Below are 16,896 nucleotides of genomic sequence, written 5' to 3' on the forward strand. Positions count from 1 at the left end.
GCTTTAGTTGAGGGGTGGACATGATGTCGACAATTGATCTCAATAACAAGTTGTTTAGCGCCCGATTCTTAGTAAGTGGATCGGCCATAAGGCAATATCCGCTGATATTGGGTGACGCAAGTCCTGAAAAATCTCTTGAGGAATACATCAAAAATAGAGGCGGCGAAAAACTGCATCCTTTCGCGTCTATGATGACCAAGAGCAGCGTTCTGTCGATTCAAGAAGAGCAGATCGTGATAACGATTTCTGATGACCCTGTGGAGGGTGCCATGCGCCTTTCGCCAGCCTTCCTGGCGGGGCCGAGCGCAGGTCGAGGTCGAGGCAGGGGCAGAGGGCGCGGACGAGGACGGGGACGCGGCAGGGGGCAAACGGCTTTCGAAACTGGCGAGGAGGCTTTGCCGGCGTGGCACGACAAGCGTGCTTTGCACAGGATCGGACTAAGCGTCGCCAACAAATATCTCGGTGCGATCTGGGAGGACATTCTTATGGATCCCCCGCCCGGACCTTCAGAGAGCCTCAGGGAGACAGAAGCGCTTATCGATCTGCAGAAGAGGAGGGAAGGTGACCCGCTGCGGCGCGAGGAGATCGTCCGCCAGGCATCGTTCGGGATTTTGGACTACACGGCGCCGCTCGGAATAGACACTCTCGCGGGCTTCGAGGGGACATGCGCATTGATCGTTGCGATCCTCGAACTCACGGAGGAGATCGGGCTCAACTACAAAGATCGATTCAATCGGCCACGGCCCAACATCATTGAGCCGAGGCTGCGGCCGGCGCTTCCGGTTCCCTCGCACGCTTCCTACCCGTCCAACCATTCATTTCAGTCATTTGCAGTGGCGAACGTTCTGCAACGGATGCTGCCTGAGCATGCCGGCGTAACCGCGGTTTATGAGCGCGCCCGCCGGGTGGCCGAGAACAGGGAATGGGCCGGGCTGCACTACGCCAGCGACACCGATGCCGGCGAGGAACTGGCTGCGCGCATTTCTCCGTACTTGGTGGACGCGATGGATGAAACGATCCGACGCGCCCAGAGCGAATGGTAGGTGGGTGCCATGATGGACGACATCAAGAAGGGCGAAGGCCATCTTTGTTATGACTGGTATCACTACCTGTGGCACCTGATCGCAATCGGCGCCTTACGCGATCGTCCGCGCATCCCTGAAGCGCGGTTGCCGCACGAGGCCGCATACCTGCTGGAGGCCGACGCCTGGGATTTGTTGGGTACTGACAAGCCCGGTTACGGCGAGGTCATTGCCCAGATCGATACGGGAGTGAACTCAAGCCATCCCAATCTCGAGCCTCGTATCCTTTCTGCGGTCAGCTTCGCCGCTCACCCTTTCGGGTTGAGTTACGTCACACCCAAGCAGCAACCGCTCGTCTTGCGAGGGCCGGAAAAAAAGCAGAGCAAGAGCTTTGTGGGCGACGATACCTGGGCGTGGGCGGCAAGCCTGATCAAATCGAGGAACAATGCGCAGGAAGTCGAGGTTCAGAAATCGCTGCTTCGAGCACTGAAAGATGGGCGCGGCGTAATTCAGGAGACTGCTGAGACCTCGCGTATGCGCTACTCAGCGCACGGGACCGCCTGCGCTGGGCTGATGGTCGGCGCCCCTGCGGCCCCGCCCACGAAGTTGAGGCAATTTAGCAACGGTGAAGGCGCAATACCTTATTGGGGGGTCGCCCCAGGCGCTGAACTCCTGCCGATCGAGATTTCAGCACGGCCCGACGCAGCGCAGCTCATTCTGGCGTTCCTCTATGCCCGCGACCAGAAGGTTTCAGTCATACACTTTCCCCGGGAAGTACCCGATCCATGGCGAGCGCACCGTTCCTATCCTGGATATGGCGACAGCAGATATACTTCGGTCGAACAGGCAAAGCCAATTTGGGATTATTTCGAGACGCTTTTCGAGGCGATCAGCGAGGAAATCCCCATCATCTGCGCAGCCGGCAACGATGGCTACGACCATCTGATTTACCCGGCGAGCAAGGCCGGCGAAAGCAATGGCGTGGTTGCGGTGGCGGCCGCCACTTATCGGGCGAGACGTTCAGCATATTCCAACTACAGCGGCGATCCGACCGACAATTCCGTCACCATTTCCGCGCCGTCCGACGACCAGGAGGTGTGTACACGCTGCCAAATACGACTGGACCGTGAGTCGCTGCGTTCACGTGACCACAATTTCGAGATCTACGAGAAGCTCCCCCAGGTTGAATACGCGCCGCAGGGCGTGCTCACCACCGACATCCCGGGCCACCACGGCTATTCCGGCGGACAGCTGGAAGGAATCCAGCCACCGGGCGTCGAAAGCAGAGACCGCGCCGGGCTCTACACAGTATTTGGCGGAACATCTGCAGCCTCGGCCATCGTCGCGGGAGCAGCCGCTTTGTTGCAGTCGAAACATCGCTCCGCCGGTAGACCGCTCAACGGCATAGAGGTTAAGGCGAAGATGACCCAGTCAGGCGCAAAGGAGGTTTCATGGCCTTGGCTTGAAGCTGACGTTCCGATTCTACCGGACAGCCCTAATTGCGAGAGAAGGGTGCCTTCGTTCGATCAGCAGTTTGGAGCGGGGCTGCTTGACCTCCGTAAGTTGCTGAGCTGAGGGTCCCGCCGAATTTTGACTAAAAGGTCGGCTGCAAGCCGCCAAAGCCGGGCCCGAATGGATTTCTGACGTAATTCTGACGTGCCCGCCACGGCGGGCTTACGATCCGCCTACGCCGTCCAGTCATATTCGAGCGACATTTGAAACCGCTCGGGGGCCGGACTCCAATGCATCCGATCACTGCCTATACGAATCCACAGACTGACCGCGTGCTCCCGTCATTCGGCATGGGTGAAACGAAATTCCAGCGCGCCATCGCCACGATCATGTTTACCGACGTGGAGGACTCGACCGGCTTGGCGAGCGCGCTTGGCCTGGTCGAAACCACGCGGTTCATGATCGAGCACTTCACGTTGACCCGCCAGGTCGTGGTGGCCAATGGGGGGATCGTTCAAAACTTTACAGGCGACGGCGTGCTAGCTCTCTGGCTGGGGAGCGAAATGACGCCCAGCGAAACGGCGCTAAAGGCGCTGGCCGCCGTCGCGGAACTGATACCGGAAATCTCGCTCGGCAACGCTTGGAAGCGTTCAATGGGCTCCCTGTCGCGCCGCATCAGGATCGGCTTACACTCCGGCGAGGTGATGTTCGTCAACGATCGCCAGCGGGATTTCTCTTTTCTGGTCGGCTCGGAGGTAAATTTCGCCCGCCACGTCGAGCAGGCTGGCAAGAGGGAGAATGGCGCAGGCGTCGATGCGCTGGTGATGGTCAGCGGTGCGACCCTCCACCTTGCTGGCCTGGCGACTGCATCGATCGACCCCTACAAGCTTGTGCGGCTAACCCCCGCCGAACTGGCTCATCGCCAGTCGGTCGACTGGCGTCGACCGTGTTCGCGAAGCGGAACTACGGCGCGTGCAAATGTCGGCCTTTGAGGCGTTAGCTGACGTTGAACCTACTTCGGCCAAATGGCGGCTCCTGGCGCTGATTGCTCGCTTGCTGTCGATAATCGATGGCATGAAACCACTCGCGCCCGCTTTTCACACACGGTATCAAGCGCCAGCCTTTTCGACCGTCAGCGCTTTCGCCGGCGCATCAGCGCCTCGAGCTCGGCGTCGCCGCCTTCCGGCAGCATCAGCCGCACGTGTGCGTAGAGATCGCCGTGACCGCCGGCCTTTTCCGGCAGGCCCCTGCCCTTCAGCCGCAGAACCTTGTCCGAGCTCGACCAAGGGGGGACGTTGACCGCAATCCTGCCGGTCGGGGTTTCGACCGCCACCTTGGCGCCATGCACCGCATCGGCCAGTTCCACCGGCAGGTCGACATGCAGGTCGCGGCCTTCGACGCGGTAGCGCGGGTGCCGGCGGAAACGGATCTTGACCAGCGCATCGCCCGGCTGCCCCGGTCCTTGCTCACCCTGGCCTTTCAACCGGATGGTCTGACCGTCCTCGACATAGGCCGGCAACTTGACCGCCATCTTGCGGCCGTCGGGGAACATCGCCGTCACTTTCTCGGCGGTTGCGGCCTCCTCGATGGTGACGTCCAGCGTCACGTTGAGGTCGGCTGCGGTCGGCATCCGGCGGCCGGCGCCCATGCCGGAACCGCGCTGCTGGCTGAAAGCATCGCCGAAGATCTGGCTGAAGATGTCGCTGTTGCCGTCGAACGGGTCACCACCGGGACGGCCCGTGCGGAATTCGAAATGCGCGCCGCCCGGCCCTTGCTGCCGGCGGAAACCGGCGAAAGGATCGGCGCCGCCGGCCGCACTCTCGAAACCCTGAAACCGCGGTTTGCCTTCGGCGTCGATCTCACCGCGATCGAAAGCCGCCCGGTTCTTCTCGTCGCCGACGATCTCGTAAGCCTGATTGGCGGCGGCAAAACGCTCCTTTGCCTTGGGATCCGGATTCTGGTCCGGATGATACTTCTTGGCGAGCTTCCGGTACGCCGATTTTATGTCCTTGGCCGATGCGTTCTTGGCAACGCCCAGCACGTCATAGGGGTCGCGCATGCTTACTGCCCTGGAGAAGGAGTGGTTCCATGATCGCCTCCTATATGCGCTTGCATAGGAAGAAATTCCAGTGGCTTACCGCTATATAGCCGGCGGAAAATCAGAGCGCCTTGAAGTCCTGCATTCGCCAGGCGCTGCCGCCGGCCAGGCATACTTCGCCTTTGAACAGCGCGATGCCGTCGAAGCTCTCGCGCGACGCGGTGAAGCGACGGCATGTCTCACCGTTAGCCCTGAATTCTGCGAGCTCGGTGATGGAGCCGCGCGAGCCGGTGTCGGCATTCGCCCAGGGAATGGCCTGCCCGGCCAGTTGCTCGACGTCGGCGGAGGACACGGCGTTGCGGATCGTAGCCTGGTCGGAAGCGCGGTCCTGATCGAGCGGCGTGACTGAGGCCGGCGTGCTCGAGGTCAGTATCGAGCGGTCCACCTCCGCCTGCTCCAGGCTGAAGCCGCCCCCGCCACAGGCGGCAAGCGGCAGGATGATTGTCACGATCATGGCTTTGGCGCTGGCCGAAGCGATAACGCTCCATTGCCCACTGTCAAAAGCTTGCGCGATACGCGACAATCGGCAATCTCCCCAGCCGGCGACAAATTTGGGAAAACTATGAGCGAAACCGGGTTAACAAGCGGTGACTTTACCGAGGCGGCGGAGCCGTTCCGGCTTTTTGCGGCGTGGCTCGACGACGCTACGAAGAGCGAGATCAACGACCCCAACAGCGTGGCGCTGGCGACGGTCGATGCCGAGGGCATGCCGAATGTGCGAATGGTGCTGCTCAAGGGGTTCGATGAGGGCGGCTTTGTCTTCTACACGAATTTCGAGAGCGCCAAGGGCCGCGAGATCCTTGGCAGCATGAAAGCAGCGATGTGCTTCCACTGGAAATCTCTGCGCCGGCAGGTGCGGGCGCGGGGCCCGGTGGAGATCGTCACCGACGCCGAAGCCGATGCCTATTATGCGACGCGTCCGCGCGGCAGCCGCATCGGCGCCTGGGCCTCCAAGCAGTCGCGGCCGCTGGAAAGCCGCTTCGCGCTGGAAAAGGCGGTTGCCGAATATACGGCGCGCCACGCGATCGGCGAGATCCCGCGGCCAAAACACTGGTCGGGCTTTCGCATCGTGCCGCAGAGCATCGAGTTCTGGCACGACCGTCCGTTCCGGCTGCACGACCGTGTCGTGTTTTCGCGCAACGCCGAGGGCGGCTGGGACAAAATGAGGCTTTATCCGTAGGGCACGACGGTGGAGCGCCGATCTCCCCCTTGTGGGGCGGATCGGCAGCTTCCGCACCGGCGCCCATTTTTTCAGCCCTTCTTCCTGGTCATGAAGGCGGCCAAGGCCGGGCCGCTTCTGGCGGATTTCCAATTCCCACGATCACGATCTCGTGTGCGTGAAACGTTCCAGCTTGCGTGGACGAACCAGGAAAGGGCTCAACGCGCCGCTGGCGCAAATTCAGGAGGAAACAATGCATTCACTCAGGTTGGTCACGATGGCCGGTCTTGCCTGTCTTTTCGCTTCGCAGGCCTTTGCGGAGGATGCGATGGGGACAATGACGGTGATGAAGGGTGGAGAGGTCATGGCGATCATGCCCGATGGGCATATGGGCACCATGATGCCCGACGCGAAGATGAGCGCCGAAATGATGAAAATGGCGAAACCGATCAAGCATTGCATGATGTTGATGACCGACGCCAAAGGCAAGACATTCATGATCGACACGTCTTCGGCAAAGGCCCAGGCCGAATGTAAAAAAATGGCGATGTGACAAAGAGATCATGGCAAGAAAACCCGCCGGTTGCTGCCGGCGGGTCCACGATGCGAGACAAGGGCAGAAGGTCTAGGCCTTCTTCCTGGTCATGAAGGCCATCAAGGCTGCGCGGGCCTCGTCGGATTTGAGCCGCTCGCGGAAATGCTGGCTTTCCTGGCCGATGCGCTCGACAAGGGCGTCGCGCGAGCCGCGCATCAGGTCGCGCGCGATCTTCAGCGCTTGCGGCGGTTTGGCAGCGATCTGGCCCGCCGCCGCCAATACCGATGCTTCGAGTGCCTCTTCCTCGACCACCTCGTAGATCAGCCCGGCGGCCTTCGCCCGCTCGGCCGAAAAGCCCTCGCCGAGGCCAAGCAGCGCGAAGGCGCCTTGGCGGCCGAGGATCTGCGGTGCGAGCAGGCTCGAACCGGCCTCCGGCACAAGGCCGAGATCGACGAAGGGCGTCCGGAATAGTGTGCGCGGCGTGGCGAAGGTCAGGTCGCAATGCAGGTTGAGCGTGGTGCCGATACCGACGGCAATGCCGTCGACGCCGGAAACCATCGGCTTTTCCACCTTGGCCAGCGCCATCAGGAAATCCCAAACCTCGGAACCGCCTTCGCCGCCCGAGGCGACGACCATGAAATCGGCAAGGTCGTTGCCGGACGAGAAGGCACCGGGCATGCCGAGAAAGACATGGACGCGGATCGCCGGATCGGCGTCGCCGCCGGCAAGAGCCGCCGACATCGTCGCGTACATGGCGCGGGTCAAGGCGTTCTTCTTGTCCGGACGGTTGATGCGGATGATCTGGATGGCGCCCTGGCGTTCGACGAGGATGTGGTCTGTCACGGATTGGTCCTTTGTGAATTTCGGGCCTTTGTGAATTTCGGCGCGTGCGAACGTCAGGCTGAAATCAGCGCTTTGCCGGCAACGGCAAGGCTGTCGGCGCCGCCGACGACGCGCTCTTTGAGCGCGGCCACTTCGCCAAGCAGGTTCTCGGCGAAGAACCGGCAAAGCGCGATGCGGTTTTGGTCGGCAAGCGCGCCGCGCGCCAGATAGGCCCCGCCCGCGGCAAGCGAGATCAGCCTGAGATAGGGCGTGGCGCCGGCCAGCGCCTCGTCCGATCGGCCTTCGGCCTGCAGGTCTTGCAGCAAACGGGTTGCCTGGGAGAGCTCGTCGAGCGCCTGGTCGAGGCGATCGGCGGTGCGGCCGAAGCCTTCAAGGTTCGACGCTCGCGCCGCATCGGCGACGGCCTTGAGTTCGGCGATGTAGCCATGCACATGCCGGCCGCCGCCGAGCGGCAGCTTGCGTGTCACCAGATCGATCGCCTGGATGCCATTGGTGCCTTCGTAAATGGGCGCGATGCGCGCGTCGCGATAAAGTGCTGCGGCCCCTGTCTCCTCGATGAACCCCATGCCGCCATGCACCTGCACCCCAAGCGAGGCGACCTCGACGCCGACGTCGGTCGAAAAGGCCTTGGCCAGCGGCGTCAACAGATTGGCGCGTTCCTGCCAGTGCTTTGCATCTTCGCTCTGCGACGCAAGATCGATGGCGTGGGCGCAGGAATAGCAGATGGCACGGGCAATCTGGGTCAGCGCCTTCATGGTCAGAAGACTGCGCTGGATGTCGGGGTGATGCACGATCGGCGCCATGCCGGCACCGCCGTAGCTTGCCGCTTTGCCTTGCCGGCGGTCGTTTGCATAGGCGAGCGCCTTCTGCGTCGCCGCCTCGGCGACCGCGACGCCCTGAATGCCGACGGCAAGGCGCGCATTGTTCATCATGGTGAACATGCAGGCGAGGCCCTTGTTCTCCCCGCCGACCAGCCAGCCGATCGCGCCGGGCATAGCACCTTCGAAGCCATCGCCATAAATCATCGTGCAGGTCGGCGAAGCGTGGATGCCCAGTTTGTGCTCCAGCCCGGAGCAGAAGACGTCGTTGCGTGCGCCCAGCGCGCCATCGTCGCCGACCAGGAATTTCGGCACCAGGAACAACGACAGGCCGCGCGTGCCGGCCGGCGCGTCCGGCAGCCGCGCCAGCACCAGATGGATGATGTTGTCGGTGAAATCGTGCTCGCCATAGGTGATGAATATCTTTTGCCCGAAGATGCGGTAGGTGCCGTCGCCGGCCGGTTCGGCGCGGGTTCGCAAGGCATTCAGGTCCGAGCCTGCCTGCGGCTCGGTCAGGTTCATGGTGCCCATCCATTCGCCGGAGACCAGCTTTTCCAGATATCTGGCCTTGAGTGCCTGCGAACCATGCTTGTCGAGTGCTTCGACCGCGCCCATGGTCAGCGTCGGGGCGATGCCGAACGCCATCGAGGCGGAGTTCCACATTTCGAGCGCGGCGACGCCGAGCATGGCCGGCAGCGCCTGGCCGCCATACGCTTCAGGCGCCGACAGCGCATTCCAGCCGCCGCCGATCCAGCGGCGATAAATTTCCTTCCAGCCGGGCGGGGTAGTGACGGCAGCACCGTCGAGCACCGCGCCGCGCTGGTCGCCGATCGTGTAGAGCGGCGCCACCTCCTCGCTGGCGAAGCGGCCCGCCTCGGCCAGAATGGCGTCGACGAGGTCCTCACCGAGTTCGCCAAAAGTGCCGGCATCGAGCGCCGGCTTCAAGCCGGCGACATGCTTCAGGGTGAAGGCGATTTCCTCGACCGGTGCCCGATACATGGCGCTCGCTCCTCCTCCGTCCGGCCGCCCTCAGTCCGGAAGGTCTACTTAAGACCCGTGCCGAGGCAAAATCATCTGCTTTCGGCTTCCCTGGCGATCTTCTTTTTACGTAAACGTCAAACTTTGTCACGCGGATTTTGCCAATTGCTGCGACGCAGGCTAAATTCGCCAAAAGCCGGGATAAGTTCGACCGGCGGAATCAGGAATACCGGATCGGACCGCCCGTGCTCGCCAGACCTGACGCCTATCGCTGCATCGAATGCGGCCTGCCCTACCGGGCGACCGGTTTTTGCTATCACGAAGGTAAGATGGAGAACGGAGCAGCCTATTGGTCTGATCGCGGCATATTGTGCTCGCCGCAATGCTCGCTCGCCCATCACCGTAAGCGCGAGACGGCGGGAACCCTGTCGCAAGTGCCGGCGCCCGACCCGTTTCAAACCCGCTCTCGACATTGACGACCATCAAAACCATCGACGGAGAAGCTGTCCGAGCCGTGGCGTCCCCGGGCCGCGATCGAGAGCATTTCCTTAACCATGGCGGTTCAGGATTTGGCTTTGGCCAGCAAGGATCTGCTGCTTGAAAACGCCGGCGCGCCCCCTTGTCCGCTCAGCGCTTCTCCTTGTCGCGGCGGCGATGACGCTGGCGCTGACGCCGGCAAAGGCCTCGGATTTCTCCGAACCGTGGAAGGATGCGGACCGGGCACTGGTCGTCGACGCCTACGAATACAATTCCATCGACTGGACCCGGCTAGCCGCCGACAAGCGTCTTGTCGGCTTCATCAACAAGGCATCGGACGGAATGCCGCCACCCTATTTCTGTTTCGGAGACGAGACCGAGCTGCGGCTGTGCAAGACGCTCTGGAAACGCCATGCGATGGCACAGGAACTGTTCCAGACGCGCAAGGTGGTGGCCAGGGCACTGGGCCTGAAATGGGGTGCCTATCATCTCGCCCGCCCCGGCAACCCCGTGGGACAGGCCAATAATTTCATCAATTTCGTGAAACCCGGGCCGGATGACCTGCTTGCCCTCGATATCGAGGACGATGATCCCACCCAATGGATGTCGCTCGAGGATGCCGAGGAATTCGTGCGCCATGTGCATCGTCGGGTTGGCCGCTTTCCGGTGCTCTACACCAACGGCACGACAGCCAGGCATATCGCCGACAACAGGTATAAATACCCGCTCCTGTCCCGGCTGCCGCTGTGGTATGCGCGCTACAAGCCAGACATCGGTCTGCATTTTCCGATGGGCAACTGGCAGGGGTATGCGCTCTGGCAGTTTTCGGCGCGAGCAAATTGCGGCCGATTCCGCTGTCCCTACCGGGTCGCGGGCACACCCAACGATATCGACGTCAGCGTCGCGCCGATGAACGCGACGGAATTGCGCGCGCAGTGGCCGTTCGGCGGCCTGATCGACGTGCAGCCGGATTATCTCGCCTTGATACCGGTGCCGCTCTCACGCGAGGCGGGGCTCGCCGGCACTGCTATGACCTACGCCACCGTGGCAGCAACCCCGAGCCTCGAGCAACTGGTCGCGGTATTCAGGGCGCGCTTGGCCAAATTCAGCAGCGGCTTTCAAATGCCGGCAGGGAAGACGGCGCCGAGCCTTCCCCGCGGGATTGCCGAATATGTCGCCTGGACGCGAAACGAAAAGCGTGCGGCATCGGACCCTGGAATTGTCTCCGCCGCCGGTGCGGTCACCGTCTCGACCGAATTCTACCGCGGTCTGCACTGAGCCGGAGGCCGCCTGAAGCGTCAGTTCGACTGCTCGCGCGCCAGTGCCAGCCAGCCAATGTCACGGCGGCAAAAGCCTTGCGGCCAGTCGATCCGGTCGAGCGCGGCATAAGCCTTCCTCTGCGCCTCGCCGACGGTGCGGCCGGTCGCCGTGATGTTGAGCACGCGACCGCCATTGGCGACGAGTGCGCCGCCGTTCATGGCGGTGCCGGCATGAAATATCTCGACGCCCTCGCCCGCCGCCGCCTCGACGCCGCGGATGACCGAGCCTTTTTCCGGCGCTCCGGGATAACCCCTGGCCGCCATCACCACGGTGAGCGCCGCGTCGTCGCGCCAGCGCACCGAGGTGTGCGCCAGTTGGCCGTCAGCGGCGGCGTTGAGCAGGACGAGCAGATCGTCCTTCAGCCGCATCATCAGCACCTGGCATTCCGGGTCGCCGAAACGGGTGTTGTATTCGATCAGCTTCGGCCCCTTGTCAGTAATCATCAGCCCGGCGAACAGCACGCCGGAAAACGGAGCGCCTGTTTCAGCCATGCCGCGCATGGTCGGCTCGACGATCTCGCGCATGGTTCGGTCGATCATCTCCGGCGTCATCACTGGTGCCGGCGAATAGGCGCCCATGCCGCCGGTGTTCGGGCCGGTGTCGCCGTCACTGAGGCGCTTATGGTCCTGCGCCGTGCCAAAGGGCAGCGCGGTGGTGCCGTCGCACAGGCAGAAGAAACTTGCTTCTTCGCCGATGAGAAACTCCTCTACCACCACTTCCGCGCCGGCTTGGCCGAAGGAGCCGTCAAAACAGGCGTCGAGCGCGGTCCGCGCCTCGTCAAGCGTCATGGCGACGGTGACGCCCTTGCCGGCAGCTAGGCCATCGGCCTTGATGACGATCGGCGCACCCGTCTTCTCGACATACGCCCTGGCCGAAGCCAGATCGCGGAAGCGGCCATAGGCGGCGGTCGGGACGCCGTATTTGGCGCAGAGGTCTTTGGTGAAACCCTTTGATCCTTCCAGCCGTGCCGCCGCCTTTGACGGGCCGAAGACGCGGATGCCCTCGGCGCGCAGGTCGTCGGCAATGCCGGCGACCAGCGGCCCTTCCGGCCCGACCACGACGAGGTCTATTTCATTCTCGCGGCAAAACCGGGCCACCGCCATGTGATCCGCAATATCGAGCCTCACCAGCTCGGCTTCGCGGCCGATCCCCGGATTGCCGGGCACCGCATAGAGTTTGGTCAGCAGCGGTGACGCCGCCATCTTCCATGCCAGCGCATGTTCTCGTCCGCCGGAGCCGATCAGTAAAACACGCATGCCCAGATTCCTCGTCATTCCAAGACCAGGACTGCGCTATTGCGCCGCGCCCGACGGGTCAAGACATTTGGCTGCCGAAGCGCCGATTGCGCGTGGCGAGCCTGCGGGGGCTGCTTGACGCTTGACGGCATTCGCCTCTGCTGCCACTTCAGCAAAATGGAAACCGTCCAGTCGAAAGCGGCCCAAGGCCGCGTCGCCGATGCGCCGAGCGGCCACTGGGTCTATCGCGCGCTGCCGCGGGGGTTGTGGCCCTATGCGCAGCTTGCCCGGTGGGACCGGCCGATCGGCTGGCAATTGCTGCTGTGGCCATGCTGGTGGTCGGCTGCACTTGCCGCGAGCGCCTATCCGCGTCCGACGGATCCGCTGCTCTCGCTGCTACCATCGCCGTGGTACCTGCTGCTGTTTTTTCTCGGTGCGTTCGCCATGCGTGGCGCCGGCTGCACCTACAATGATTTGGTCGACGAGGACATCGACAACCAGGTGGAACGCACGCGCTCGCGGCCGCTGCCGGCCGGCAAGGTCACGCGCCGACAGGCCTGGATGTTTGTTGTCCTGCAGGCACTGGTCGGCCTCGCCGTGCTTTTGCAGTTCAACAGCTTTGCCATCTCGCTCGGCATCGGCTCGCTGGTCATCGTCGCCATCTATCCGTTCATGAAGCGATATACCAATTGGCCGCAACTGGTTCTCGGCCTTGCCTTTTCCTGGGGAGCGCTGATGGGATGGGCGGTCGAGTTCGGCGATCTCGATGGGCCGGCAATCATGCTCTACATCGGCTCGATTCTGTGGGTGATCGGCTACGACACGATCTATGCGCATCAGGACAAGGAAGACGACGCCATCGTCGGCGTGCGCTCGACGGCGCGCCTGTTCGGCGATAACACCAAAGCCTGGCTGGCCGGGCTTTATGGCGGAGCGCTGGTCTGCTTCGCCATTGCCTTTGCCTCGGCGCAGGCACCGGTGCCGGCGCTCGCCGGGCTGATCGCCGCCGGCGCGCATATGGCGCGGCAGATCGCCGTGCTCGACATCGACAATCCGGACCAGTGCCTGAGGCTGTTCAGATCGAACAACCAGGTGGGCTGGCTGATCTTCCTCGGGCTGATCGGCGGCGCGGCCTGGGTGACGCTGAAGCCGCTGGTTTAGCTACTCCCGCGAAATAAGCTCCTCGCCGCCGATGACCAGCCTGAGGCCGAGATCGCCGGCGCGGCGGCGGGCGAGGAAGCGCGGGCGGCGCATGGTCGAAATGCGACCCTTGCGGCGGTCCTGCGCCGGTAGCGCCTTGATGGCGGCGCCGAGCGATTCTTCCAGCGTGCGGGCAATGCCGTCGGCCTCGATCAGCAGCATGGGCAGGCGGTAGGCGTCGGCCCAGGCGCGCCAGTCGGCGGCGACATCGTCGAGATCGTCGGCGACCAGCAGCGGCACCGACAGCATCGGATCGTTGTGCAGAAGCTCGAGCGTCACTGTGACATTGCCATCCGGATCCTCCATGGCGCGGGCGGCGACGCCGCGAAACGCATTGGCGGGCAGAGCGATGATCGCCGGCACGCCGCTCATCTCCAGCGTGCGGCGGATAACCGCGCCTCGCTGGTCGATGGTGAAGGTAACGTCGCCATAGTCGTCACGCGTGGCGTAGCTCACCACCTGCGGCAGGCGGAATGGGTCGAGACGCATATTGCGGCCGGCCCAGACTGGCTTCAGTCCAGTGTTCATATCGTGCCTTTCCTGTTTCTCCTGAGAGCCGGTGTTTCCGGTTCTCCGGGCCGGTTTTCCCAGCCTCGTTGTGGAGAAACATTAGCGCGAGCTTCTTATCCTCGCGCTTAAGAAAGTCGGTTAAATTTTGCTGATCCGGGGCGGATGGTTATCGGATTGCGAACCGGCGCAGGCCGGCGAAAGGATCAGATAACCTTACCGGGATTCATGATGCCGGCCGGGTCGAACGCGGCCTTCACCCGGCGCATCAGCTCGATCGTCATCGGCGGTGCCGTCGCGATCAATTCGTCCCGCTTCAACTGACCGATGCCGTGCTCGGCCGAGATGGAGCCATGAAACGAGCGCACGACGTCGTGCACGGCCTTGTTCATGACGTGGTAAAGGCCGAGAAACGCCTCGTCATCGCCGTCGACCGGCCGGGAGATGTTGTAGTGCAGATTGCCGTCGCCCATGTGGCCGAAGCAGACGACGCGTGCGCCGGGACTGACCGACTGCACCGCACCGGCCGCCTTCTCGATGAATGGCGGAATTGACGCCACCGGCACCGAGATATCGTGCTTGATCGAGGCACCTTCCGGTTTCTGCGCCTCGGGCAGCACCTCGCGGAAATTCCAGAACGCGTCGCCCTGGGCAATGCTTGCCGCGATCACCGCATCGCCGACGATCCCTTGCTCGAGGCCTGCCTCCAGCACCTCCTCGATCAGCGCCCTTGCATCGTCGGCCGAACGGCCCGACGAGATCTGCATCAGCACATACCACGGCCAATCGCCGGCCAGCGGCCGCACCACGCCTTGTGCGTGGGCAAGCGTGAAGTCGTAGGGCCTCTGGCCGATCAGCTCGAAGGCGGTGAGCGCTGCCCCGGCACGGTCCATCGCCAGGCTGAACAGCGACAGTGCCGCTTCGGACGATGACAGGCCGGCAAACGCCACCTCGCGCCCCTTGGGCTTGGGGAAAAGCTTGAGCACGGCGGCGGTGATGATGCCGAGCGTGCCTTCCGCGCCGACGAACAGGTTCTTCAAATCGTAACCGGTATTGTCCTTTTTCAGCTTGCGCAGATCGTCGAACACTTCGCCGGTCGGCAGCACCACTTCGACGCCGAGGCACAGCTCGCGCGCATTGCCGTAGGCAAGCACGCCGGTGCCGCCGGCATTGGAGGAGAGATTGCCGCCGATCTGGCAGGAACCTTGCGCGGCAAGCGACAGCGGAAACAGCCGGTCGGCGGCATCGGCCGCTTCCTGCAGCGTCTGCAGGATGACGCCGGTTTCGACCGTCACCGTGTTGGACAGCGTATCGATTTCGCGGATGCGGTTCAGCCGCGACAGCGACAGCACGATCTCGCGGCCGGATGCGTCCGGCACCTGGGCACCGACCAGCCCGGTGTTGCCGCTTTGCGGCACGATGGGCGTGCCGGTTTCGGTCGCCAGCCGCATGATGCGGCTGACCTCCTCGACGGTCCCCGGCCTCAGCACCAGCGCCGTCCTGCCATGCCAAAGTCCGCGCCGCTCGGTGAGGTAAGGCGCGATGTCCTGCTGGTCGCGCAGCGCATATTTGTCGCCGACGATTGCCGCAAAGCGCGCGACGAGGGCGGGGTCGAGGTCGGGGGAAATGTCGTTCATGGGTGGAAACTATGGTGCCCAATCCATATTGTCACGAGGGGCGATCTTGTCACGCGGGGCGGCGGCGCGCGAAAGCCTGTCGTTGATCGCCTCGCCCAAGCCGTCGAACGGGATCGGCTCGACGGCGATGGTTTTGGCGCCGCTGCGATCGAGATCCTGCAGATGGGCGAAGAGATTGCTCGCTGCCTCGCGCAGGTCGCCGGTCTCCGACAAATTGCGCAGTGCGGCTGCATCGCGCCAGCCTTCGGCACGGCTGCGGCCGAAGGCCAGCAAGGCTTCGCCCGGTGTGACCTCCGCAGCATTGAGCCGCACCGCCGCACCTGGTGCATAGTGCGAGGCGAGCATGCCGGGCGCCTCGATGCCCGAAGCGCCGCGCAGCAACTTCATCCCGGCGACCGCTTCGATCTCTTCGGCGGCAATACCGCCCGGCCGCAACAGCCGCAGCTTTCCAGCTTCGACCTTGAGGATGGTCGATTCCAGCCCGACCGGCGTCGCGCCGCCATCGACCACCAGCTTGATCCTGGGGCCGAGGTCGGCGGCCACGACTTCCGCCGTCGTGGCGCTGATCCTGCCCGAGGAATTGGCGCTGGGCGCCGCCAGCGCGCGACCGAACCTGGCGATCAGCTCGCCGCCAAAGCCTTTCGGCATGCGCAGCGCGATGGTGTCCAGCCCTGCGGTGACCAGCGGATGAATGCCGTTGCCGGGCTGTTGCGGCAGGACGAGCGTCAGCGGCCCCGGCCAGAATGCCTGCGCCAATCTTTCCGACAGCGGATCGAACAGCGCGATGCGCTCGGCCATCGCCGGATCGGCAATATGGGCGATCAGCGGGTTGAAGCGAGGTCGGCCCTTGGCTTCGTAGATACGAGCCACGGCAACGCCGTTGGTCGCGTCGCCGGCCAGCCCATAGACGGTCTCGGTCGGGATGGCGACGACATCGCCGCTCTCGAGCAGCGCCAACGCCCTTTCCATCGCCTCGCCCACGGCACGAATTTCAGCCACTGTCGTCACCTCACGGATGCGGGTGCCTAATACGGCGACGCCGGGCGGGCAAGCCCAGGCGTCGGCGAATCGCAAATCGCTAAAATGCTATGTTTCCTCGCAAGCCGGCATCAATTGCCCTCGGCTATGGTGCCGTCTTCTTGGACAAGGGGAACTATCATGCTTTCGGTGCGTATCGTTGGCGCGCTTGGCCTGGCGGTTATGGCCGGCACGGCGCAGGCTTCATCGCTGGTTTTTGTCGGGCAGACGACTGCAACGCCGTCGGTGGTAAGTGTCGGCGCGCTCGAACGGGCGAAAACACCGTCGATCGTCGCGCTCGGCGCGCCGTTGCCTGACATTAATGAAAACGTCACCGATGAAAAGGTCGCGGCAATCCCGAGCCAGCCGAGTCATGGCTTCAACGAAAGCCCGATGATCATTCGCGGCGGTATCGTCGGCGATGCCTTTGCAACGCCCGCGCCCAAAGCCGCGCCGGCCACCGCTGCCGCGCCCGCCGCGAACAGCAAGGCCGATCCAAAGGTCGCCAGCAAAACCCCTGAGCCGGCCGCGCCGCAGCCTGCGCCGCTAGCAGCTCCCGATCAGCCCAAATAGCGCCTGAAGCACAAGCGATGATTTT

Annotated in this window: 17 protein-coding genes; 9 read left to right on the top strand and 8 right to left on the bottom strand. The window is 63.4% G+C overall.

Going from position 1 to position 16,896, the window contains the following annotated elements; genetic code table 11:
• The first annotated feature begins 20 nt into the window (after positions 1-20).
• From NKH17_RS10750 to NKH17_RS10760, 3 genes are all read left to right on the top strand, one after another.
• Positions 21-1,043 (top strand): phosphatase PAP2 family protein, encoded by a 1,023-nt coding sequence (locus tag NKH17_RS10750; protein ID WP_352895808.1) that lies wholly within the window; start codon positions 21-23, stop codon positions 1,041-1,043.
• A gap of 9 nt (positions 1,044-1,052) precedes the next feature.
• Positions 1,053-2,597, top strand: a complete 1,545-nt coding sequence (locus NKH17_RS10755) for a S8 family peptidase (RefSeq protein ID WP_352895810.1) — start codon at positions 1,053-1,055, stop codon at positions 2,595-2,597.
• Between the two features lie 167 nt (positions 2,598-2,764).
• Positions 2,765-3,466 (top strand): adenylate/guanylate cyclase domain-containing protein, encoded by a 702-nt coding sequence (locus NKH17_RS10760; RefSeq protein WP_352895813.1) that lies wholly within the window; start codon positions 2,765-2,767, stop codon positions 3,464-3,466.
• 140 nt (positions 3,467-3,606) lie between these two features.
• Here the strand turns inward: NKH17_RS10760 and NKH17_RS10765 are convergent, their stop codons facing one another.
• Together NKH17_RS10765 and NKH17_RS10770 are read right to left on the bottom strand one after the other, a co-directional pair.
• On the bottom strand, positions 3,607-4,533 hold the full coding sequence (locus NKH17_RS10765; protein ID WP_352970732.1) for a DnaJ C-terminal domain-containing protein: 927 nt from the start codon (positions 4,531-4,533) through the stop codon (positions 3,607-3,609).
• 100 nt (positions 4,534-4,633) lie between these two features.
• On the bottom strand, positions 4,634-5,095 hold the full coding sequence (locus NKH17_RS10770) for an RT0821/Lpp0805 family surface protein (protein WP_352895818.1): 462 nt from the start codon (positions 5,093-5,095) through the stop codon (positions 4,634-4,636).
• 39 nt (positions 5,096-5,134) lie between these two features.
• Here NKH17_RS10770 and pdxH point away from each other — a divergent pair, with 39 nt between their 5' ends.
• Complete coding sequence (gene pdxH / locus NKH17_RS10775) at positions 5,135-5,752, top strand: pyridoxamine 5'-phosphate oxidase (protein ID WP_352470672.1); 618 nt, start codon at positions 5,135-5,137, stop codon at positions 5,750-5,752.
• A gap of 256 nt (positions 5,753-6,008) precedes the next feature.
• Entirely contained in the window at positions 6,009-6,284 is a 276-nt protein-coding gene (locus NKH17_RS10780) for a hypothetical protein (protein WP_023674100.1), read from the top strand.
• Between the two features lie 72 nt (positions 6,285-6,356).
• Here the strand turns inward: NKH17_RS10780 and NKH17_RS10785 are convergent, their stop codons facing one another.
• On the bottom strand, positions 6,357-7,109 hold the full coding sequence (locus tag NKH17_RS10785; protein ID WP_352895820.1) for a crotonase/enoyl-CoA hydratase family protein: 753 nt from the start codon (positions 7,107-7,109) through the stop codon (positions 6,357-6,359).
• 53 nt (positions 7,110-7,162) lie between these two features.
• On the bottom strand, positions 7,163-8,926 hold the full coding sequence (locus tag NKH17_RS10790) for an acyl-CoA dehydrogenase family protein (RefSeq protein ID WP_352895823.1): 1,764 nt from the start codon (positions 8,924-8,926) through the stop codon (positions 7,163-7,165).
• 224 nt (positions 8,927-9,150) lie between these two features.
• Here NKH17_RS10790 and NKH17_RS10795 point away from each other — a divergent pair, with 224 nt between their 5' ends.
• Positions 9,151-9,381, top strand: coding sequence for a hypothetical protein (locus NKH17_RS10795; protein WP_352701618.1), 231 nt, complete (start codon positions 9,151-9,153; stop codon positions 9,379-9,381).
• A gap of 121 nt (positions 9,382-9,502) precedes the next feature.
• Positions 9,503-10,660: a glycoside hydrolase family 25 protein gene (locus NKH17_RS10800; RefSeq protein ID WP_502910588.1), complete on the top strand. Its 1,158-nt coding sequence runs from the start codon at positions 9,503-9,505 to the stop codon at positions 10,658-10,660.
• 20 nt (positions 10,661-10,680) lie between these two features.
• Here NKH17_RS10800 and purD read toward each other — a convergent pair whose 3' ends face one another.
• The gene (purD, locus tag NKH17_RS10805) at positions 10,681-11,958 is read right to left on the bottom strand and encodes a phosphoribosylamine--glycine ligase (protein WP_352895826.1); all 1,278 of its coding nucleotides are present in this window, start codon (positions 11,956-11,958) and stop codon (positions 10,681-10,683) included.
• A gap of 156 nt (positions 11,959-12,114) precedes the next feature.
• Here purD and ubiA point away from each other — a divergent pair, with 156 nt between their 5' ends.
• A complete protein-coding gene (ubiA, locus tag NKH17_RS10810) occupies positions 12,115-13,098 on the top strand; it encodes a 4-hydroxybenzoate octaprenyltransferase (protein ID WP_254818417.1) in 984 nt (327 codons plus the stop codon).
• On the opposite strand, the gene NKH17_RS10815 is transcribed toward ubiA, so the two are convergent.
• From NKH17_RS10815 to NKH17_RS10825, 3 genes are all read right to left on the bottom strand, one after another.
• The gene (locus NKH17_RS10815; RefSeq protein ID WP_352645864.1) at positions 13,099-13,665 is read right to left on the bottom strand and encodes a DUF6101 family protein; all 567 of its coding nucleotides are present in this window, start codon (positions 13,663-13,665) and stop codon (positions 13,099-13,101) included.
• A 185-nt stretch (positions 13,666-13,850) separates the two neighbouring features.
• Positions 13,851-15,281 (bottom strand): FAD-binding oxidoreductase, encoded by a 1,431-nt coding sequence (locus NKH17_RS10820; RefSeq protein ID WP_352895829.1) that lies wholly within the window; start codon positions 15,279-15,281, stop codon positions 13,851-13,853.
• A 9-nt stretch (positions 15,282-15,290) separates the two neighbouring features.
• Entirely contained in the window at positions 15,291-16,280 is a 990-nt protein-coding gene (locus NKH17_RS10825) for an L-threonylcarbamoyladenylate synthase (protein ID WP_352895831.1), read from the bottom strand.
• 201 nt (positions 16,281-16,481) lie between these two features.
• Here NKH17_RS10825 and NKH17_RS10830 point away from each other — a divergent pair, with 201 nt between their 5' ends.
• Positions 16,482-16,871: a hypothetical protein gene (locus tag NKH17_RS10830; RefSeq protein ID WP_352895834.1), complete on the top strand. Its 390-nt coding sequence runs from the start codon at positions 16,482-16,484 to the stop codon at positions 16,869-16,871.
• The last annotated feature ends 25 nt before the right edge of the window (positions 16,872-16,896 follow it).

It is taken from the genome of Mesorhizobium sp. M1334, assembly GCF_040317995.1.
Classification (GTDB): domain Bacteria; phylum Pseudomonadota; class Alphaproteobacteria; order Rhizobiales; family Rhizobiaceae; genus Mesorhizobium.